This is a genomic window from Pseudomonas sp. RW3S2 (genome assembly GCF_014268955.1).
Taxonomy (GTDB): domain Bacteria; phylum Pseudomonadota; class Gammaproteobacteria; order Pseudomonadales; family Pseudomonadaceae; genus Aquipseudomonas; species Aquipseudomonas wayambapalatensis.
This window is the reverse complement of record NZ_JABWRM010000010.1, coordinates 157,767-177,962: the sequence shown is the minus strand read 5'-3', so window position 1 is coordinate 177,962 and position 20,196 is coordinate 157,767. Positions and strand designations below refer to the sequence as shown.

Genomic DNA, 20,196 nt, shown 5'->3' with positions numbered 1-20,196 from the left:
TGATAAGTATTCAAAGGAAACACCATGCCTGCCTTGCAGTCCCCTGCCGTTGCGCCCAGTACCGAACACCACAAGGTGTTGATCGTGGGCGCCGGTGCCGCTGGCATCGCCACGGCATCCAGCCTGATCAAACGTGATCCGTCGCTGGACATCGCCCTGATCGATCCGTCGGACGTTCATTACTACCAGCCCGGCTGGACCATGGTCGGCGCCGGGGTGTTTAGCGCCTCCTCAACTGCGCGATCCACAGCCGCGACCCTGCCAAGCGGCGCGCGCTGGATTCAGGCACGGGTGACGAGTTTCGAGCCTCATGCCCAATTGGTCATGCTCGAAGACGGGCGCGCCATCAGCTACGAGCAGTTGGTGGTCTGCCCCGGCCTCAAGCTGGACTGGGCAGCCATCGATGGCTTGGAAGATACGCTTGGGCGCAACGGCGTGACCTCCAACTACCGCTACGACCTGGCACCCTACACCTGGAAGCTGGTACAGACGCTCAAGCAGGGCCGCGCGCTGTTCAGCCAACCGCCGATGCCGATCAAATGTGCCGGCGCCCCACAGAAAGCCTTGTACCTGTCCTGCGATCACTGGCTGCGTGAAGGCCGGCTGGGCGCGATCAAGCCCGCGTTCTTCAACGCCGGTGCCGTGCTGTTCGGTGTTGCAGACTATGTGCCGGCCCTGATGAGCTACATCGACAAGTACGGTGTCGACCTCAACTACAGCCAGCGCCTGGTGGCGGTCGATGGCCCGAATCAACGGGCGACCTTCGTACGAACCCTCGCCGACGGTAGCAACGAAACACGTACCGAAGTGTTCGACATGCTGCACGTGGTGCCGCCCCAGGTTGCCCCGGACTTCATCCGGCAAAGCCCATTGGCTGATGCTTGCGGATGGGTGGATGTCGATCCGCACAGCTTGCGCCACCGTCAGTTCGCCAACGTTCATGCCCTGGGTGACGTGATCAACACCAGCAATGCCAAGACCGCAGCGGCCGCACGCAAGCAGGCACCGGTTGTGGCCAACAATGTGCTGGTGGCGCTCGGGCGCTTGCCGACACAGGTCGCCTACGACGGCTACGGCTCCTGCCCGCTGACCGTGGAGCGCGGCAAGATCGTGCTGGCCGAGTTCACCTATGGCGGCAAGCTGGCACCAAGTTTTCCGCGTTGGTTGCTCGATGGACGCAAGCCTACGCGGCTGGCCTGGTTGCTCAAGGCACGGGTACTGCCGCCGCTTTACTGGCAGGCGATGCTCAAGGGGCGGGAGTGGCTGGCGCGGCCGCAGCCTATGGCCGTCGAGGCGTCGAAGTGATCGAGCATCAGCTTCTTGGCGCCGGACTGGGCGCGATCATTGGTGCGGTGCTGGCGCTGACCGGGGCTGGAGGCGGGATCCTCGCGGTGCCGTTGCTGGTTTTCGGCCTGGGGCTGTCGATGGTCGAGGCGGCGCCGATTGGGTTGCTGGCGGTCGGCCTGGCCGCTGCCGTGGGCGCCGGGCTGGGCCTGCGGCAAGGGCTGGTGCGTTATCGCGCAGCATTGTTCATTGCGGCAATCGGTATCGTCTGCGCACCTTTCGGTCTGATGCTGGCGCACCGTTTACCGAACACACCGCTGGCGTTGGTCTTCGCCTGCGTGCTGGTGTATGCCTGCCTGCGCATCTGGCGCAAGGCAGCTCGCGAGCTACGCGGCGAATCGCCATGCGGTGAGCGGCAGATCATGCCCTGTGTGCTCAATCCCTTGCAGGGACGTCTGCGCTGGACCCTCCCCTGCGCCCGCGCGCTGGCGTTCACCGGCATGTTGTCCGGGCTGCTATCCGGCCTGTTGGGCGTCGGCGGCGGCTTCGTCATCATCCCGGCCTTGAACCGCTATACCAACCTGGACATGAAAAGCATCGTCGCCACGTCCCTGGCGGTGATCGCACTGGTTTCCACTGGCAGTGTGGTGAGTGCGAGCCTTGGTGGGGTCATGCACTGGCAGGTTGGCGCGCCCTTCGCCTTTGGTACGGTGCTGGGCTTGCTGGTGGCCCGCCCGCTGGCCGCCAAGCTGGCCGGGCCACGCCTGCAGCAACTGTTCGTGGTGGTGGGAATCGGGGCTGCGGTCTCGCTGGCAGGCAAGGCGCTACTCGGCTAGCAACTCGTGCTGCTGCTCGGCGCAGAGCTTGAGCAGGTAGTCCCAGACCACCCGCAGGCGTACTGACTTGTGCAGCTCGCGACGCGTACAGATCCAGTAGCTGCGCTGGATGGTTTCGCTGGGCAGCACGCGCACCAGGCTCGGGTCGTGGCGGCCCATGTAGTTGGGCAACACGGCGATGCCCAGGCCCGCGCGTGCGGCCTGCTGCTGGGCGATCACGCTGGTGCTGCGGAATATCACGTTCGGCGCGCGGCAGAAGCTGTTGAGGAACAACAGCTCCTGGCTGAAGATCAGGTCGTCCACGTAGCCGATCCAGCTGTGCCGGGCCAGATCGTCGCGGTTGCGCAGCGGCGGTGCGCGGTCGAGATAGTCCTGGCTGGCGTAGAGGGCCAGGCGGTAGTCGGTGAGTTTGCGGGTGATCAGCAGGTCGGCATTGGGGCGTTCCAGGTGAATGCTGATTTCGGCTTCGCGGTTGAGGATGCTGACGAAGCGCGGCACCGCGACCAGTTCGACTTCAAGCCCGGGGTAGCGCTCGAACAGGGCCCCCAGGCGCGGGGTGAAGAACATGATGCCGATGCCTTCGGTGACCCCCAGGCGGATCTTGCCCAATGGCGTGATGGCCTGGGTGATTTCCTCCTGCGCCAGCAGGGCGACGTTCTCCATGGCTTCGGCGTGCTTGAGCAGCGCCTGGCCCGAAGGTGTCAGCTCGTACCCTTGGGCATGCTGGACGAACAGCGCGGTGCCCAGGTTCTTCTCGATATTCTCGATATGGCGGGCGACGGTGCTGTGTGTGGTGTTGAGGCGCTTGGCCGCCGTGAGCAGACGGCCGCTGCGCTGCAACTCGAGGAAAAACCGCAGATCGTTCCAGTCGAACATGCTGATCCCTGTGAATATCCTTTCCGGCCCGTGCAGGAGCCGTTGTGAAAAAACGCACAACGGCTGCGCAAAATCTCGTGTTTCCTCGGCGAAATTAATCAATAAGATGGGTGGGGACAAGAATAATAATCAGGCGCGAGGTTGCACATGCCATCAGCCGATTCTGTCTTCGACTACGTGGTCGTAGGGGCCGGTCCCGCCGGATGCCTGCTGGCCAATCGATTGTCCGCAGACCCTGCCTGCCGCGTCCTGCTGCTCGAGGCGGGCGGGCGCGACAACTACCCGTGGATTCACGTCCCCGTCGGTTACCTCTACTGCATCGGCAACCCCCGCACCGACTGGTGCTTCAAGACCGAAGCCCAGCCTGGGCTGGATGGTCGCAGCCTCGGCTATCCGCGGGGCAAGGTGCTGGGCGGCTGTTCCTCCATCAACGGCATGATCTACATGCGCGGCCAGGCCGCAGACTACGACCGCTGGGCCGAACAAGGCAACGACGGCTGGAGCTGGAACGATGTACTGCCGTTGTTCAAGGCCAGTGAAAACCACTTCGCTGGCGCCAGCCAAAGCCATGGCGCCGATGGTGAGTGGCGGGTTGAGCAGCAACGCTACAGCTGGCCGATCCTCGATGCGTTCCGCGATGCCGCCGAGCAGAGCGGTATCGGCAAGGTCGGAGACTTCAATACCGGCGACAACCAGGGCTGTGGATACTTTCAGGTCAACCAGCGCAGCGGTGTGCGCTGGAATGCCTCGAAGGCCTTCTTGCGGCCCGTCCAGTCCCGCCCGAACCTTACCGTGCTCACCGATGTGCAGGTTGATCAGGTCGTGCTGGACAACGCCCGTGCCACTGCGGTGAAGGCGCGCTGGCAAGGGGCCTGGCATGAGTTTCGTGCCCGCCGCGAGATCGTCCTGTGCGCAGGCTCCGTCGGTTCGCCTGGCATCCTGCAGCGTTCAGGCATTGGGCCGCGCAAGCTGCTCGAAGACCTGGGGATAACGGTGCGTCACGAATTACCGGGCGTGGGCGGCAATCTGCAGGACCACCTGCAACTGCGCCTGATCTACCAGATCCAGAACACCCGCACGCTCAACCAGATGGCCAACAGCCTGTGGGGCAAGCTGGGCATGGGCCTGCGCTACCTCTACGACCGCAGCGGGCCGCTGGCCATGGCGCCGAGCCAGTTGGGCGCATTCGTGCGCTCGAGCCCGGAGCAGGCCACCGCCAACCTGCAGTATCACGTGCAGCCGCTGTCGCTCGAGCGTTTCGGCGAACCGTTGCACCGCTTCCCTGCCTTCACGGCTTCGGTGTGCAACCTGCGCCCGGCCAGCCGTGGACGCATCGACATCCGCTCGGCAGACATGAACGCAGCGCCGCTGATCGACCCCAACTACCTCAGCGACCCACAGGACCTGCAGGTCGCCGCTGACGCTATCCGCATCACCCGGCGCATCGTCCAGGCCCCTGCCCTGGCTGCGTTCGATCCCAAGGAGTATCTGCCAGGCCCCGCGCTGCAAACCGAGGAGCAACTGCACGAGGCCGCCGGCAAGATCGGCACCACCATCTTCCATCCGGTCGGCACCTGCCGTATGGGCAATGGGCCGCTGGACGTTGTGGATAACCAGCTGCGCGTCCATGGCATACCTGGCCTGCGCGTCGCCGATGCCTCGATCATGCCGCAGATCGTCTCCGGCAATACCTGTTCACCGACATTGATGATCGCCGAGAAGGCGGCACAACTGATTCTCAAGGGGGCGCCAAGCCACAGCAACCTCAGCGATACCAGCGCGATACCGACGCCCTGACCGGGTGCGTGCAACACCGGCAGCTTGCGGTCGATGGCTGCCGACAGTGGAACAAGAAAAATAATCACTGTGGCCTGCGGGCCGAGGACAGCAACGATGTCGGATTATATTCAAGAGCAGGGCGCGGCGGCCACCAGCGGCAGCCGACGTGAGGAACGCAAGATCATTTTCGCGTCATCCCTCGGGACGGTGTTCGAGTGGTATGACTTCTTTCTCTATGGCGCGCTGGCAGCGGTGATCAGCAAGCAGTTCTTTGCCGGCGTCAACGACACCACCGCTTTCATCTTCGCCTTGATGGCCTTTGCCGCAGGCTTCCTCGTGCGGCCTTTCGGTGCATTGGTATTCGGACGCCTGGGCGACATGATCGGGCGCAAGTACACCTTCCTGGTGACCATCGTGCTGATGGGCCTGTCGACCTTCGCGGTCGGCCTGTTGCCCACCTACGCCAGCATCGGCATCGCCGCACCGATCATCCTGGTGATCTTGCGCATGCTCCAGGGCCTGGCCTTGGGCGGCGAATACGGTGGGGCGGCCACCTACGTGGCCGAGCATGCCCCGCCCGGCAAGCGCGGGTTCCACACCGGCTTCATCCAGTCCACTGCCACCCTCGGTCTGCTACTGTCGCTGATCGTGGTGCTGGGCAGCCGGTACATCAGTGGCGACCAGTTCGAGACCTGGGGCTGGCGCCTGCCGTTCCTGCTGTCGATCGTGCTGTTGGGCATCTCCACCTGGATTCGCATGAGCATGCACGAGTCGCCAGCCTTCGTGAAAATGAAGGCCCAGGGCAAGATCAGCAAGTCACCGATCCGCGAGTCGTTCACCTCCTGGCCCAACCTCAAGGTGGTGCTCACCGCCCTGTTTAGCATCAACGCCGGCCAGGCCGTGACCTTCTACACCGCGCAGTTCTACGTGCTGTTCTTCATGACCCAGATGCTCAAGATGGACCCGGCCCAGGCCAATACCCTGCTGATCATCAGCGTGGTGATAGGCGCGCCGTTCTTCGTGTTCTTTGGTTGGCTGTCGGATCGCGTGGGGCGCAAACCGATCCTGATGATTGGCCTGCTGCTGGCGACCCTGTGCTACTTCCCGATGTTCAAGGCGCTCAGCCACTACGCCAATCCGCAGATCGACGCCGCCAGCCGGCAGTCGCCGATCGTGGTCAGTGCCGACCCGCAAGGCTGCACCTTCCAGTTCGACCCGGTGGGCAAGGCACGCTTCGACAGCCCTTGTGACAAGGTCAAGACCTTCCTGGTCAAGCAGGGCCTGCCTTACAGCTCGGTTGCGGCGACGGGCAGCGACGTTTCGGTGAGCATCGGTGACAAGACCATCAACGGTTTCGATGAAGTGGCGATGCGCACGGCTATCGAGCAGGCGGGCTATCCGGCCAAGGCCGACCCTGCCCATGTGAACCAGGTGATGGTGGTGGTGCTGATCGTGGCGATGATCCTGATCGCGACCATGACCTACGGGCCACTGGCAGCGGTGATGGTCGAGCTGTTCCCCACACGTATCCGCTACACCTCGATGTCGCTGCCCTATCACATCGGCAACGGCTGGTTTGGTGGCTTCCTGCCGACGGTATCGTTCGCGCTGGTGGTGTATACCGGGGATATCTTCTATGGGTTGTGGTACCCGGTATTGATCACCGGGATCAGCCTGGTGGTGGGAATCTTCTGCCTGAAAGAGACCAAGGATGTGGACATCGACAAGGTGTAGGAGCGGGTTAACCCGCGACGCAGACACCTGCGTTGCCCAGGTATGAAAAAACCGGCGTAAAAGCCGGTTTTTTTATGCCTCGAAAAAACTTATGCACGATTTTCGAAAAAACGTCATACAGAGAAATAAATAGCTAATTCAACTACTTAGACACGATCCGAAAGCATTAATCCAAAAATTGCTAACACGTTATCCACAGATCGTCAGGCGATTGATTCGGTGACGTTTTCTTCTGCCGGCGGCAGCGACCCCATGGCCCGCTGTGTCGCCTCGTTCCACGCCTGGGCACGATCGTTGAGCTCGGCGATGGCACGTGGCCCGGTGCCGTTGGCGTACATCGGCTCGCCAATCACCACCTCGATGGTGCCAGAGCGCTTGCCCCAGCCAGTCTTTGGCCAGAACTTGCCAGCGTTGTGCGCGATCGGCAGCACCGGCAGGCCGGCGTTCACCGCCAGGGCGGTGCCACCGCGGGAGAACTTGCCGACCTGACCATAGGGCACGCGCGTACCCTCGGGGAAAATCAGCACCCAGACGCCCTGCTTGAGCAGTTCGTCGCCCTTGCTCGCCACATGGCGCAGGGCTTCCTTGGGGTTGTTGCGGTCGATGGCGATCGGCCGCAGCATCGCCATTGCCCAGCCGAAGAACGGCACGTACAACAGCTCACGCTTGAGCACCTGGCTCATGGGCGAGAAGTATGCCGAGAGGAAGAAGGTTTCCCAGGTGCTCTGGTGGTTGGACAGAATCACGCAGGGCTCTTTGGGCACGTTCTCGGCGCCGATGATCTTGTAGTCGATACCCAGGATCACCCGTGTCAGGAACACCGCACAGCGGCACCAGTAGACGTTGATGAAGCGATAGCGTCGCGGAAACGACAGGAAGGGCGCGATGAAGAAGCTCAGCGAGCACCACAGCAGCGAACTGGTGCCCAACAGCAGGTAAAAAAGAAAGATTCTGATCGCCTGCAGGATCGACATAGTGGCATGTACCGTTGCGGGGCTCGCCCGCCTGAGGAAGTGCGCCGAACAGGCGCACTCTTTAAATAAGTTCTCTGGCGATGGCTGCCAGATCGTCGAAAATCAATGTGTTTTCAGGGATGCCCTTTTTCAGGGTCTTCTCCCCTTTGCCGGTTTTCACCAGCACCGGTTGTGCTCCGACGGCCAGGGCGGCCTCCAGGTCACCTGTGCTATCGCCGACGAACCATACACCGCGCAGGTCGACTTGGTAATACTCGGCAATCGCCCGCAGCATTCCGGGCTTGGGCTTGCGGCACTCGCAGCCTTCGTCCGGGCCATGCGGGCAATAGACGATATGCCCGACCTCGCCGCCCTGCTCGGCGACCAGCTCGCGCAGACGCGCGTGCATGGCCTCCAGCGTGGACAGCGGGTAGTAGCCACGGGCAATGCCGGACTGGTTGGTGGCCACTGCCACCGTCCAGCCCGCCTTGCTCAACTGCGCAATGGCCTCGATCGAGCCGGGAATGGGGATCCACTCCTCCAGCGACTTGATGTAGGCGTCGGAGTCGTGATTGATCACCCCGTCTCGATCGAGAATCAGCAGTTTCAAGGCTTACCCCAGCAGCGAGATGTCGGCCACGCCCAGGAACAGACCGCGCAGGCGGCTGAGCAGGGCATAACGGTTGGCGCGTACCTTGGCGTCTTCGGCGTTGACCATGACCGCCTCGAAGAACGCATCGACCGGATCGCGCAGCGCAGCCAGGCGTGCCAGCGATTCGCTGTACTGGCGTGCGGCAGCCATTGGCTGCACAGCCTGGTCGGCCTGCTGGATCGCCGAGTACAGGGAGAACTCGTTGGCGTTGTCGAAGTACTTCGGCTCGACCTGGTCGGCGATGGTGCCTTCGGCCTTGCTCAGCAGGTTCGAAACGCGCTTGTTCACCGCGGCCAGGGCCTCGGCTTCCGGCAGCTTGCGGAAGGCCTGCACGGCCTGCACGCGCTGATCGAAATCCAGGGCCGAAGCCGGCTTCAGGGCACGTACCGACAGGTAGGTGGCCACATCGACGCCTTCGTCTTCGTAGCGTGCACGCAGGCGATCGAAGATGAACTCCAGCACCTGGTCAGCCAGGCCTGCAGCCTTGACCTTGGCGCCGTACTGCTTGACCGCGAACTCGACCGCAGCGGTCAGGTCCAGGTCCAGCTGCTTCTCGATCAGGATGCGCAGCACGCCGAGGGCGGCGCGACGCAGGGCGTAGGGATCCTTGCTGCCGGTTGGCAGCATGCCGATGCCGAAGATGCCGACCAGGGTGTCGAGCTTGTCGGCGATGGCCACGGCGGCGCCGGTGAGAGTTTCCGGCAACTCCGCGCCAGCACCGCGCGGCATGTACTGCTCGTTGAGTGCCAGGGCGACATCTTGTGGCTCGCCATCGTTGACGGCGTAGTAGTAGCCTGCGATGCCCTGCATTTCAGGGAATTCGCCGACCATTTCGGTGGCCAAATCGCACTTGGACAGCAGGCCGGCGCGGCCGGCGTTGGCTGCACTGCCGCCGATGAACGGGGCGATGTAGGCGGCCAGCCTGGAGACACGCTCGGCCTTGTCGAACACCGTACCCAGCTGGGCCTGGAACACCACGTTCTTCAGGCGTTCGTTGAAGGTTTCCAGAGGCTGCTTCTTGTCTTGCTTGAAGAAGAACTCGGCGTCGGTCAGGCGCGGACGCACGACCTTCTCGTTACCCTCGACGATTTGCTTCGGATCGAGGCTCTCGACGTTGGCCACGGTGATGAAGCGCGGCAGCAACTTGCCTTCGCTGTCGAGCAGGCAGAAGTACTTCTGGTTGTCCTGCATGGTGGTGATCAGGGCTTCCTGCGGCACTTCCAGGAAGCGCTCCTCGAACGAGCACACCAGCGGCACCGGCCATTCGACCAGGGCAGTCACTTCGTCCAGCAGCGCCGGCGGTACGATGGCGCTGCCTTCCTGCTGCAGGGCCAGCTCTGCGGTGCGCTTGGCGATCAGCTCGCGGCGCTCGGCGAAGTCGGCCAGTACGTGGGCCTTGCGCAGGTCCTCGACGTAGTTGGCCGGGGTGGTGATCAGCACGTTTTCCGGGTGGTGGAAGCGGTGCCCGCGCGATTCGCGACCGGCTTTCTGCGAGAGGATGGTGCAGTCGACGACTTGGTCGCCCAGCAGCATCACCAGCCACTGAGTGGGGCGCACGAACTCTTCACGGCTGGCCGCCCAGCGCATGCGCTTGGGGATCGGCAGGTCGTTGAGCGAGTCTTCGACGATGGTTGGCAGCAGGCTGGCAGTGGCTTTGCCCGGGATGTGCTGGGAGAAGCGCAGCTTGGCACCGCTCTGGTCGATCTCGGACAGCTCGACGCCGCACTTCTTGGCGAAGCCGAGGGCGGCCTGGGTCGGATTGCCGTCGGCATCGAAGGCGGCCTGGCGGGGCGGGCCGTCGATATTGATGCTGCGATCAGGTTGCTGTACGTCCAGTTGGCGGATCAGTACGGCCAGGCGGCGTGGCGCGGCATAGACCGACTTGCCGGCGTAGTTCAGGCCGGCGGCCTGCAGGCCTTTCTCGATACCGGCCAGGAATGCGTCGCCCAGCGAGGCCAGGGCTTTTGGGGGCAGCTCTTCGGTGCCCAGTTCAACCAGGAAATCTTGCGCACTCATTGTGCAGCCTCCAGCTTGGCCAGTACTTCATCACGCAGTTCGGGGGTGGCCATCGGGAAGCCCAGGCGTGCGCGGGCTTGCAGATAGCTTTGCGCCACGTCGCGGGCCAGGGTGCGCACGCGCAGGATGTAGCGCTGGCGCTCGGTCACCGAGATGGCGCGGCGGGCGTCGAGCAGGTTGAAGGTGTGCGAAGCCTTCAGGACCATTTCGTAGGTCGGCAGCGGCAGGTCCAGCTTGATCAGGCGGTTGGCTTCGCTTTCGTAGAAGTCGAACAGCTCGAACAGTTTCTCGACGTTGGCGTGCTCGAAGTTGTAGGTCGATTGCTCCACTTCGTTCTGGTGGAACACATCGCCATAGGTGACCTTGCCGAACGGGCCGTCGGCCCAGACCAGGTCGTACACCGAATCGACACCCTGGATGTACATGGCCAGACGCTCCAGGCCATAGGTGATCTCGCCGGTGACCGGGTAGCACTCGATGCCACCGACCTGCTGGAAGTAGGTGAACTGGGTCACTTCCATGCCGTTCAGCCAGATTTCCCAACCCAGGCCCCAGGCACCCAGGGTCGGCGATTCCCAGTTGTCTTCGACGAAGCGGATGTCGTGGACCAGCGGGTCCAGGCCGATGGCCTTCAGCGAGCCCAGGTACAGCTCCTGGAAGTTGGCCGGGTTCGGCTTGAGTACCACCTGGAACTGGTAGTAGTGCTGCAGGCGGTTGGGGTTTTCGCCATACCGTCCGTCGGCGGGGCGACGGCTAGGCTGCACGTAGGCAGCGTTCCAGGTCTCCGGGCCGACGGCGCGCAGGAAGGTGGCGGTGTGGAAAGTGCCGGCGCCTACTTCCATATCGTAGGGCTGAAGTACCACACAACCTTGCTCGGCCCAGTAGTTCTGCAGGGCGAGGATCAGGTCTTGGAAGGTACGCACGGCTGGCGTAGGCTGGCTCACGAAATTCACCTGTATCTGGGGATGCGGATGTAAAGAGCGGGAGTATAACCCGATTCGCCTCGCCCTCTACGTAATTGGAGCCTTATGCCACGCTGCTTTTGGTGTACCGACGATCCCTTGTACCAGGCCTACCATGACCAGGAATGGGGAACCCCGCAGCGCGACCCGGCGTTGCTCTTCGAGATGCTTTTGCTCGAAGGGTTCCAGGCGGGCCTTTCGTGGATCACCGTGCTGAAGAAACGCGAGCGCTATCGCCAGGTGCTGCAAGGCTTCGACCCAGTGCAACTGGCCGAGATGAGCGACGAGCGGATAGAAGAACTGATGCTCGATCCAGGCATCATCCGCAACCGCCTCAAGCTCAATGCCGTGCGCCGCAATGCGCGGGCCTGGCTGGCGCTGGAAAACCCCGGCGAGTGGCTGTGGTCGTTCGTTGGCGGCGAGCCGAAGATCAACCATTACCAGGGGCGCGCCGACATCCCGGCGATCACCGACGAAGCCAAGGCGATGAGCAAAGCCCTGCAGAAAAAGGGCTTCACCTTCGTCGGTCCGACCATTTGCTACGCCTTCATGCAGGCCACCGGCATGGTCATGGACCACACCACCGATTGCGATCGCTACGCCGCGCTGGTGCGCTGAGGCGTTACAATGCGCGCCTTGCAGAAATAAGGAATTGGCCTGTGGAAAAGTTCAAGGGCGCCCTGATGGTCGGGGTGCTGCGCCTGTTCGCCAAACTGCCCTGGGGCGCGGTGCAGCGCGTCGGTGCCGGTATCGGCTGGCTGATGTGGAAAATCCCCAACGGTTCGCGCAACGTAGTGCGGATCAACCTCGCCAAGTGCTTCCCCGAGATGAACCCTGCCGAGCGTGAGCAGTTGGTGGGGCGTGCGCTGAAGGATATCGGCAAGTCCTTCGTCGAAAGCGCCTGGGCCTGGATCCGCCCGCCTCAGCAGTCGCTGGAGCTGGTCAAGGAAGTGCACGGCCTGGAAGTGCTCGAGCAAGCCCTGGCCTCTGGCAAAGGGGTGGTCGGCATCACCAGCCACCTGGGCAACTGGGAGGTGCTGAACCACTTCTATTGCAACCAGTGCAAGCCGATCATCTTCTACCGTCCGCCCAAGCTGAAGGCGGTGGATGACCTGCTGCGCGAGCAGCGGGTGCAGATGGGCAACCGCGTGGCGCCTTCGACCAAGGAAGGCATTCTCAGCGTGATCAAGGAAGTGCGTCGCGGCGGGCAGGTGGGCATTCCTGCCGACCCTGAGCCGGCCGAGTCGGCGGGGGTATTCGTGCCTTTCCTCGGCACCCAGGCGCTGACCAGCAAGTTCGTGCCGAACATGCTGGCTGGCGGCAAGGCGGTGGGGGTGTTCCTGCATGCCCTGCGCCTGCCGGACGGGTCCGGGTTCAAGGTGTTCCTCGAAGCGGCGCCCGAAGCGATGTACAGCGAGGATGTGGCGGTGGCTGCGGCAGCCATGAGCAAGGTGGTCGAGCGCTATGTGCGCGAGTACCCGAGTCAGTACATGTGGAGCATGAAGCGCTTCAAGAAGCGTCCGGCCGGCGAGCCGCGCTGGTACTGAGTTATCCACACTCTGTAGGAGCGGGCTTGTCCCGCGATCGGGCGCGAAGCGGCCGTAAAACCAGACGCCGAGATCTATCAGGAAAATCTCGGTTGCCGAGTTTGCGGCCGCTTCGCGCCCGATCGCGGGACAAGTCGCAGCGGCGAACCGCCGCTCCTACAAGGACCGCGGCGTCTGTCAGGCTTTGTTCAGCTTTTTCAGGAACACGGCCATTTCTTTCTCGGCCTGCTTGTCGCCATGGGCCTGCGCCGCAACGATCCCCTTCTCCCACGCCTTGCGCGCCGCAGCGATGTCGCCTTCGAGCTGATACGCCTTGCCCAACAGTTTCCACGCTGCCGAGTACTTCGGGTCCTGCTCGACGCAACTCGCCAGGTGCACCGCTGCTTCGGCGCCCTTGCCCTCATCCAGCCAGGCCTTGCCCAGGCCGAATCTCAGCAGCGGGTTATCCACACCCTTGGCCAGCATCTTTTCCAGCGATTCGCGCATGCCGCCTTCTCCTAGAAGAAACTCAAGCCGACGTGGAACAGCTTCTCCACATCGCGAATGTGCTTTTTATCCACAACGAACAGGATCACATGGTCTCCCGCCTCGATCACCGTGTCGTCGTGGGCGATCAGCACCTCTTCGTCGCGAATGATCGCGCCGATGGTGGTGCCGGGCGGCAGGGCGATGTCTTCGATGGCCTTGCCGATCACCTTGCTCGATTTCGAATCACCATGGGCGACTGCCTCGATGGCTTCCGCTGCACCGCGACGCAGCGAGTGCACGCTGACGATATCGCCACGGCGCACATGGGCCAGCAGCGTGCCTATGGTTGCCAACTGCGGGCTGATGGCGATGTCGATGTCGCCGCCCTGCACCAGGTCGACGTAGGCCGGGTTGTTGATCAGCGTCATCACCTTGCGGGCACCCAGGCGCTTGGCCAGCAGCGACGACATGATGTTGGCCTCGTCGTCGTTGGTCAGGGCCAGGAAGATGTCGGCCTCGGCGATGTTTTCTTCGAGCATCAGGTCTTTGTCCGATGCGCTGCCCTGCAGGACCACGGTGCTTTCGAGGTTGTCCGAAAGATGCCGGCAGCGTGCCGGGCTCATCTCGATGATCTTCACCTGGTAGCGGCTTTCGATGGCTTCGGCCAGGCGTTCGCCGATCTGCCCGCCACCGGCGATGACCACCCGCTTGTTGGTCTCGTCGATACGCCGCAGCTCGCCCATCACTGCACGAATGTCCTTCTTCGCGGCGATGAAGAACACTTCGTCGTCGGCCTCGATCACCGTGTCGCCATGGGGCTTGATCGGCCGGTCGCGGCGGAAGATCGCAGCCACGCGGGTATCGACATTGGGCATGTGCGCGCGGATCTGGCGCAGTTGCTGACCCACCAGCGGGCCGCCGTAGTAGGCCTTGACCGCCACCAACTGGGCCTTGCCCTCGGCGAAGTCGATCACCTGCAGGGCGCCGGGGTGCTCGATCAGACGCTTGATGTAGTTGGTCACCACCTGCTCGGGGCTGATCAGCACGTCCACCGGAATGTGGTCGTTGTCGAACAGCTCCTCGCGGCTGAGGTAGGAGGATTCGCGCACCCGGGCGATCTTGGTCGGGGTGTGGAACAGCGAATAGGCCACCTGGCAGGCGACCATGTTGGTCTCGTCGCTGTTGGTCACTGCCACCAGCATGTCGGCATCATCGGCGCCGGCCTGGCGCAGTACCGTGGGCAGCGAGGCGCGGCCCTGCACGGTGCGGATGTCGAGGCGGTCGCCCAGGTCACGCAAGCGCTCGCCATCGGTGTCGACCACCGTGATGTCGTTGGCTTCGCTCGCCAGGTGTTCGGCCAGCGTACCGCCTACCTGGCCTGCGCCGAGGATGATGATCTTCATCCGCTACTCCCTACCTTTTGTTCTTATCCGCGCGAGGCGGCGATCTTGATCAGCTTGGCATAGTAAAAGCCGTCGTGGCCGCCTTCCTGGGCCAGTAGCTGGCGGCCGTGGGGCTGGCGCAGGCCGGCCTCGGTCGCCAGGTCGAGCTCACGGGCACCGGGGGTGCGGGCGAGGAAGGCGTCTATCACGTCGGTGTTCTCGGTCGGCAGGCTCGAGCAGGTGGCGTAGAGCAGCATGCCGCCGACTTCGAGCGTCGGCCACAGCGCATCGAGCAGCTCACCCTGCAGCGCGGCCAGGGCCGGGATGTCCTCGGCCTGGCGGGTCAGCTTGATGTCCGGGTGGCGGCGGATCACGCCGGTGGCCGAGCACGGCGCATCGAGCAGGATGCGCTGGAACGGCTTGCCGTCCCACCAGCTGGCGGTATCGCGGGCATCACAGGCGATCAGCTCGGCATCGAGCTGCAGCCGGTCGAGGTTTTCGCGCACCCGCGCCAGGCGCTTGGCCTCCAGGTCGATGGCGACCATCTGCGCCAGGCCCGGCTCGGCTTCGAGCAGGTGGCAGGTCTTGCCGCCCGGGGCGCAGCAGGCATCGAGCACACGTTGGCCGGGGGCCAGCTCCAGCAAGTCGGCCGACAGCTGTGCGGCTTCGTCCTGCACGCTGATCCAGCCGTCGGCGAAGCCCGGCAGGCCGCGCACGTCGCAGGCTTCGGCCAGCACGATGCCATCGCGGCTGAACGGGCAGGCGCTGGCGCCGATGCCAGCATCAGCCAGCAGCGCCAGGTACGCATCACGGCTGTGATGACGGCGGTTGACCCGCAGGATCATCGGCGGGTGGGCGTTGTTGGCGGCGCAGATGGCTTCCCATTGCTCCGGCCAGAACGCCTTGAGCGACTTCTGCAGCCAGCGCGGGTGCGCGGTGCGGACCACCGGGTCGCGCTCCAGGCTGGCGAGCAGTTCCTCGCCCTCACGCTGGGCGCGGCGCAGTACGGCGTTGAGCAGGCCCTTTGCCCAAGGCTTCTTGAGCTTGTCGGCGCAGCCGACGGTTTCGCCGATGGCGGCGTGGGCCGGAATGCGTGTGTAGAACAGCTGGTACAGGCCGACCAGCAGCAGCGCCTGCACATCGGCGTCGGCGGCCTTGAACGGCTTCTGCAGCAGTTGTGCGGCAAGCAGGTCCAGGCGTGGTTGCCAGCGGGCGGTGCCGAAGGCCAGGTCCTGGGTCAGGCCGCGATCGCGCTCCTCGACCTTGTCCAGTTGCGCGGGCAGCGAGCTGTTCAGCGAAGCCTTGCCGCTGAGTACGGCCGCAAGGGCGCGGGCGGCAGCCAGGCGTGGGTTCATTGGCCGAGCACCTTGCCGCTTGCGAACTTCTCGCGGCGGCTGTTGAACAGGTCGCTAAAGGCCAGGGCCTTGCCACCGGGCAGTTGCAGGCGCGTCAGGCTCAGGGCGCCGTCAGCGCAGGCGACCACCAGGCCGTCCTTGCTGGCGGACAGGATCTCGCCCGGAGCGCCGTTGCCTGTGGACAAGTTCGCGCCCAGCACCTTCACGGTTTCGCCGTCGAGGGTGCTGTGGCACACCGGCCAAGGGTTGAAGGCGCGGATCAGGCGCTCCAGTTCCACGGCCGGGCGATTCCAGTCCAGGCGTGCCTCATCCTTGTTCAGCTTGTGTGCATAGGTGGCCAGGGCGTCGTCCTGCACCTCGCCCTGCAAGCTGCCGTCGGCGAGGCCGGCGATGGCTTGAACCACGGCGCCCGGGCCCATCTGGGCAAGGCGATCATGCAGGCTGCCGCCGGTGTCTTCGGCGCTGATCGGCGTGCTGACCTTGAGCAGCATGGGGCCGGTGTCCAGGCCCGCTTCCATGCGCATCACCGTCACACCGCTTTCGGCGTCGCCCGCCTCCACGGCGCGCTGGATCGGCGCCGCACCGCGCCAGCGTGGCAACAGCGAGGCATGGCTGTTGATGCAGCCAAGGCGGGGAATATCCAGCACCGCCTGCGGCAGGATCAGGCCATAGGCGACCACCACCATCAGGTCAGGCGCGAGCGCGGCCAGTTCGGCCTGGGCTTCGGCGTTGCGCAGGGTCGGCGGTTGCAGCACCGGGATGTCGTGGGCCACGGCCAACGCCTTGACCGCGCTCGGCATGAGCTTCTGGCCCCGGCCGGCGGGACGGTCGGGCTGGGTGTAGACGGCCACGATTTCGTACGGGCTGTCGAGCAGGGCCTTGAGGTGTTCGGCGGCAAACTCTGGGGTGCCTGCGAAGACGATGCGCATGGAGTTCTCGCTTCAAAAAAGAAAAAGGCTTGCCGGAGCAAGCCTTCTGGAAGGTGGGGATCAGGCTTGCTGGCGGTGCTGCTTTTCCAGCTTCTTCTTGATCCGGTCGCGTTTGAGCTGAGACAGGTAGTCGACGAACAGCTTGCCGTTAAGGTGATCGAACTCGTGCTGCACGCACACCGCCAGCAGGCCTTCGGCCTCGAGCTCGAAGGGCTTGCCATCGCGATCCTGGGCCTTGACCCGTACGCGCAGCGGGCGGTCGACGTTCTCGTAGAAGCCTGGCACCGACAGGCAGCCTTCCTGGTACTGGCCCATGTCGTGGGTCAGCTCTTCGACGCTGGGGTTGATGAACACCCGCGGCTCGCTGCGATCTTCGGAAAGATCCATCACCACGACCTGCTTGTGCACGTTGACCTGGGTCGCGGCCAGGCCGATGCCGGGCGCTTCGTACATGGTTTCAAACATGTCGTCGATCAGCTGGTGCAGGGCGTCGTCGAACTCCGTTACCGGTTTGGCGAGGGTGCGCAGGCGCGGGTCGGGGAATTCGAGGATGTTCAAGATGGCCATAGGGTCAGGCAGTCACTGTGCGTTTGGTTGAAAACTGAGCACACATAATAAAGGGAAATGGAGCGTTCGGCACCTGGGAAGCTTGGCTAGGGTCTCTATGAGCTTGATAGCTGGCGTTTCAGTCGACAGCTTTTCAAAGTGTTACCCACAAAGTTATCCACAGGATGTGCCCGCTTATTGGCCTCCTGCCGATCAAGGATGATCCACCATGAACCCATCCCGTTCGTCGCCTTGCACTCCAGCGGAACTGGAGGCGCGGCTGCGTCTGCATCGCCTTCCCGATATTGGCTTGCGTCGTTTCCATACCCTCATCGAAGCATTCGGCAGTGCCTCTTCGGCACTCAGTGCCCCGGCCAGCGCCTGGCGTGCTCTGGGCCTGAAGGCTTCCAGTATAGACGCCCGGCGCAGTGCGCAAGTACGCGATGGCGCATTGGCTGCAATGGCTTGGCTAGAGCGTCCGGGCCAGTGTTTACTGATGTGGGACGGCCCTGGATACCCGGCATTGCTGGCCGAGATAGATGATCCGCCGCCTTTGCTTTTCGTCGCCGGCGACCCTGCCTTGCTCGAACGGCCGCAGTTGGCGATCGTCGGCAGCAGGCGTGCGTCACCCCCGGCGCTGGATACGGCTGGTGCGTTTTCCCGTTGCCTGGCTCAGGCCGGGTTCACCATCACCAGCGGCTTGGCACTGGGTGTCGACGGCGCCGCTCATCGGGCTGCGTTGAACGCCGGCGGCCATACGATCGGGGTGCTCGGCACGGGGTTGCAAAAACTTTATCCACAGCGCCATCGCGACTTGGCACGGGCCATGATCGACAGTGGCAGCGCGCTGGTTTCGGAGTACCCGCTGGACGCCGGGCCACTGGCCGGCAACTTCCCGCGGCGCAACCGGATCATCAGTGGCCTGTCGCTCGGCGTGCTGGTGGTGGAGGCCAGCCTGGCCAGCGGCTCGTTGATCACCGCCCGGCTGGCAGCCGAACAGGGTCGGGAGGTGTACGCGATTCCCGGCTCCATTCACCACCCTGGCGCCAAGGGCTGCCATCAACTGATTCGCGATGGTGCGCTGCTGGTGGAGAGTGTCGGGCAGATCCTCGACAGCCTGCGCGGTTGGCAGAACCTGCCTCCTGCGTCTGTGGAGAAACCGGGTAATCCACTGCTGGCGTTGCTGCATGCCGCTCCACAGACCAGCGAGGGCCTGGCCCACAGCAGCGGGCTGCCACTGGCCCAGGTACTGGCCAGTCTGACCGAGCTCGAACTCGAAGGACGGGTGAGCAGCGAAGCCGGACGTTGGTTTGCCCGTTCCGCCTAAGTACACTGCGCATCAGGCTTAAAGCGGAGAGACAGCAATGGTGAGCAGTTGGCGTGTGCAACAAGCCGCGCGTGAGGTGAAGGCGGGTGCGGTGATCGCCTATCCGACGGAAGCGGTCTGGGGCCTGGGCTGCGACCCGTGGAACGAAGACGCGGTGTACCGCCTGTTGGCGCTCAAGTCGCGCCCTGTGGATAAAGGCCTGATCCTGGTCGCCGACAACATCCGTCAGTTCGACTTCCTGTTCGAGGAATTCCCCCAGGACTGGATCGATCGCATGGGCAGCACCTGGCCGGGCCCGAACACCTGGCTGGTGCCGCACCAGGACCTGTTGCCCGAGTGGGTGACTGGCCAGCACGATACGGTGGCGCTGCGGGTCAGCGATCATCCCCAGGTGCGCGAGCTGTGCGCGCTGGTGGGGCCGCTGATCTCCACCTCCGCCAATCCTGCCGGGCGGCCGGCGGCCAAGAGCCGGTTGCGGGTGGAGCAGTATTTCCACAACGAGCTGGACCTGGTGCTCGGCGGCGCGCTGGGCGGACGCAGGAATCCGAGTGTGATTCGCGACCTGTTGACAGGCGAGGTGGTGCGGCCGGGGTGATTGTTCACACCTTGTAGGAGCGGGCTTGCCCGCGAAAGGAACACCGCGATACATGGCACCGGCTATGCCGGTGATCGTGGGACAAGCCCGCTCCCACAGGGATTGGGCTGGCCTTTAGATATTGAACAAGACAGTTGCTCCTACAACGTGCGGAGCAGCGGTGTGATCTTTCTGATTCTGATCCTTGAGGCTGCACATTTCTGATTTAGGGAAATATCCTACGCGGCCTGTCGATCGCCATTACCTTCTCAGTGGGAACGTCTACCTCTAGGCTCCAGACCGTCGCCGAACAACTTGGCGATCGGGTGTGGTAACCCGAAGAGGATGATCTCCGCAGTCATGGTGGCTGTGCGCGGGAGGCTTACGCCTGCCGGGTCTGAGGTCTCCTCCCGGTTTACCACCCCGCGTGCAGCCGCCACCCATTCGCGTGGTAACGGATGGGGTTGGTCTATTCAGGAGATCAAAAGTGAAGAAGATAGTCCCCGACCCACCCCTCCCAAAAACCACCGCCCACCCCTTCGGCCGCTGCGACGCCGGCCATCCCCCGCTCTTCACCGTCAACCCCGACATCGAACCCCACGACGCCTTGGTCCACGTCGCGCTCTACCTGCGCTGCGCCTACGACACTGGCATCAAAGCCATTGACCACTTGAGTGACGAAGGGCGCGGCATGTTCTGGTCGAGCCTGCATGCCATCGAGCTGGCAGAGGGCCTGGTTGAAGCGATGCTGGATGGGATCGAGTCGACAGTGAAACCTGGTGAGTCCTCTTAACGGGTTCGGAAAAAAACTACGCGCTTCGCTGAATGCATGAAGTTTTCTGCACAGCCCTTGGACAATAAGCTTCTCGGGCTTTGCGAAGCATTCCATCCTGAACAAGCGACGAAGACGCCGATGGTAGGTCATTGAGATGTGTACGTTACATTGTACAATGTTCGCTCAGCTCTCCTTTGTTAT

Annotated in this window: 19 protein-coding genes; 9 read left to right on the top strand and 10 right to left on the bottom strand. The window is 63.5% G+C overall.

From position 1 onward, the window contains the following. Positions 1-24 precede the first annotated feature (24 nt). Both HU748_RS16355 and HU748_RS16350 read left to right on the top strand, forming a co-directional pair. Positions 25-1,305 carry an FAD/NAD(P)-binding oxidoreductase gene (locus HU748_RS16355; protein ID WP_186721130.1) on the top strand — a complete coding sequence of 427 codons (1,281 nt, stop codon included), beginning with the start codon at positions 25-27 and terminating at the stop codon, positions 1,303-1,305. Beyond that, positions 1,302-2,120 carry a TSUP family transporter gene (locus HU748_RS16350; RefSeq protein WP_186721163.1) on the top strand — a complete coding sequence of 273 codons (819 nt, stop codon included), beginning with the start codon at positions 1,302-1,304 and terminating at the stop codon, positions 2,118-2,120. Before HU748_RS16355 ends, HU748_RS16350 begins: the two co-directional genes overlap by 4 nt. Here HU748_RS16350 and HU748_RS16345 read toward each other — a convergent pair. Continuing rightward, positions 2,109-2,996, bottom strand: coding sequence for a LysR family transcriptional regulator (locus HU748_RS16345; RefSeq protein ID WP_186670202.1), 888 nt, complete (start codon positions 2,994-2,996; stop codon positions 2,109-2,111). The two genes, HU748_RS16350 and HU748_RS16345, sit on opposite strands and share 12 nt — an antisense overlap. A gap of 147 nt (positions 2,997-3,143) precedes the next feature. Between HU748_RS16345 and HU748_RS16340 the strand changes: the two genes are divergently transcribed. After that, positions 3,144-4,793, top strand: a complete 1,650-nt coding sequence (locus HU748_RS16340; protein ID WP_186721129.1) for a GMC family oxidoreductase N-terminal domain-containing protein — start codon at positions 3,144-3,146, stop codon at positions 4,791-4,793. 96 nt (positions 4,794-4,889) lie between these two features. Further along, positions 4,890-6,509 carry an MFS transporter gene (locus HU748_RS16335; RefSeq protein ID WP_186670206.1) on the top strand — a complete coding sequence of 540 codons (1,620 nt, stop codon included), beginning with the start codon at positions 4,890-4,892 and terminating at the stop codon, positions 6,507-6,509. A gap of 203 nt (positions 6,510-6,712) precedes the next feature. On the opposite strand, the gene HU748_RS16330 is transcribed toward HU748_RS16335, so the two are convergent. From HU748_RS16330 to glyQ, 4 genes are all read right to left on the bottom strand, one after another. Then, positions 6,713-7,483 (bottom strand): lysophospholipid acyltransferase family protein, encoded by a 771-nt coding sequence (locus HU748_RS16330; RefSeq protein ID WP_186721128.1) that lies wholly within the window; start codon positions 7,481-7,483, stop codon positions 6,713-6,715. Positions 7,484-7,544: 61 nt separating this feature from the next. Continuing rightward, positions 7,545-8,072 (bottom strand): D-glycero-beta-D-manno-heptose 1,7-bisphosphate 7-phosphatase, encoded by a 528-nt coding sequence (gene gmhB / locus HU748_RS16325; RefSeq protein WP_186721127.1) that lies wholly within the window; start codon positions 8,070-8,072, stop codon positions 7,545-7,547. 3 nt (positions 8,073-8,075) lie between these two features. Then, positions 8,076-10,130, bottom strand: coding sequence for a glycine--tRNA ligase subunit beta (gene glyS / locus HU748_RS16320; protein ID WP_186721126.1), 2,055 nt, complete (start codon positions 10,128-10,130; stop codon positions 8,076-8,078). Further along, positions 10,127-11,074: a glycine--tRNA ligase subunit alpha gene (glyQ, locus tag HU748_RS16315; RefSeq protein WP_025337182.1), complete on the bottom strand. Its 948-nt coding sequence runs from the start codon at positions 11,072-11,074 to the stop codon at positions 10,127-10,129. Before glyQ ends, glyS begins: the two co-directional genes overlap by 4 nt. 84 nt (positions 11,075-11,158) lie before the next feature. On the opposite strand from glyQ, the gene HU748_RS16310 reads away from it, so the two are divergent. Further along, complete coding sequence (locus HU748_RS16310) at positions 11,159-11,710, top strand: DNA-3-methyladenine glycosylase I (RefSeq protein ID WP_054893031.1); 552 nt, start codon at positions 11,159-11,161, stop codon at positions 11,708-11,710. A gap of 41 nt (positions 11,711-11,751) precedes the next feature. Beyond that, on the top strand, positions 11,752-12,639 hold the full coding sequence (locus tag HU748_RS16305; RefSeq protein WP_186670214.1) for a lysophospholipid acyltransferase: 888 nt from the start codon (positions 11,752-11,754) through the stop codon (positions 12,637-12,639). A 177-nt stretch (positions 12,640-12,816) separates the two neighbouring features. Here the strand turns inward: HU748_RS16305 and HU748_RS16300 are convergent, their stop codons facing one another. From HU748_RS16300 to def, 5 genes are read right to left on the bottom strand one after another with little or no spacing between them, the layout of a single operon-like run. Further along, positions 12,817-13,125, bottom strand: coding sequence for a tetratricopeptide repeat protein (locus tag HU748_RS16300; RefSeq protein WP_186721125.1), 309 nt, complete (start codon positions 13,123-13,125; stop codon positions 12,817-12,819). Positions 13,126-13,136: 11 nt separating this feature from the next. Beyond that, positions 13,137-14,510 (bottom strand): Trk system potassium transporter TrkA, encoded by a 1,374-nt coding sequence (gene trkA, locus HU748_RS16295; protein ID WP_186670218.1) that lies wholly within the window; start codon positions 14,508-14,510, stop codon positions 13,137-13,139. A 23-nt stretch (positions 14,511-14,533) separates the two neighbouring features. After that, on the bottom strand, positions 14,534-15,844 hold the full coding sequence (gene rsmB, locus HU748_RS16290; protein ID WP_186721123.1) for a 16S rRNA (cytosine(967)-C(5))-methyltransferase RsmB: 1,311 nt from the start codon (positions 15,842-15,844) through the stop codon (positions 14,534-14,536). Then, the gene (fmt, locus tag HU748_RS16285; protein WP_186721121.1) at positions 15,841-16,773 is read right to left on the bottom strand and encodes a methionyl-tRNA formyltransferase; all 933 of its coding nucleotides are present in this window, start codon (positions 16,771-16,773) and stop codon (positions 15,841-15,843) included. The genes rsmB and fmt overlap by 4 nt, the downstream gene beginning before the upstream one ends. 60 nt (positions 16,774-16,833) lie before the next feature. Continuing rightward, a complete protein-coding gene (gene def / locus HU748_RS16280; RefSeq protein WP_186721119.1) occupies positions 16,834-17,340 on the bottom strand; it encodes a peptide deformylase in 507 nt (168 codons plus the stop codon). Between the two features lie 208 nt (positions 17,341-17,548). Here def and dprA point away from each other — a divergent pair, with 208 nt between their 5' ends. From dprA to HU748_RS16265, 3 genes are all read left to right on the top strand, one after another. Beyond that, positions 17,549-18,646: a DNA-processing protein DprA gene (gene dprA / locus HU748_RS16275; protein ID WP_186721117.1), complete on the top strand. Its 1,098-nt coding sequence runs from the start codon at positions 17,549-17,551 to the stop codon at positions 18,644-18,646. Positions 18,647-18,683: 37 nt separating this feature from the next. Next, positions 18,684-19,241: a Sua5/YciO/YrdC/YwlC family protein gene (locus HU748_RS16270; RefSeq protein WP_186670231.1), complete on the top strand. Its 558-nt coding sequence runs from the start codon at positions 18,684-18,686 to the stop codon at positions 19,239-19,241. 466 nt (positions 19,242-19,707) lie between these two features. Then, positions 19,708-20,013: a hypothetical protein gene (locus HU748_RS16265; RefSeq protein ID WP_186721116.1), complete on the top strand. Its 306-nt coding sequence runs from the start codon at positions 19,708-19,710 to the stop codon at positions 20,011-20,013. The last annotated feature ends 183 nt before the right edge of the window (positions 20,014-20,196 follow it).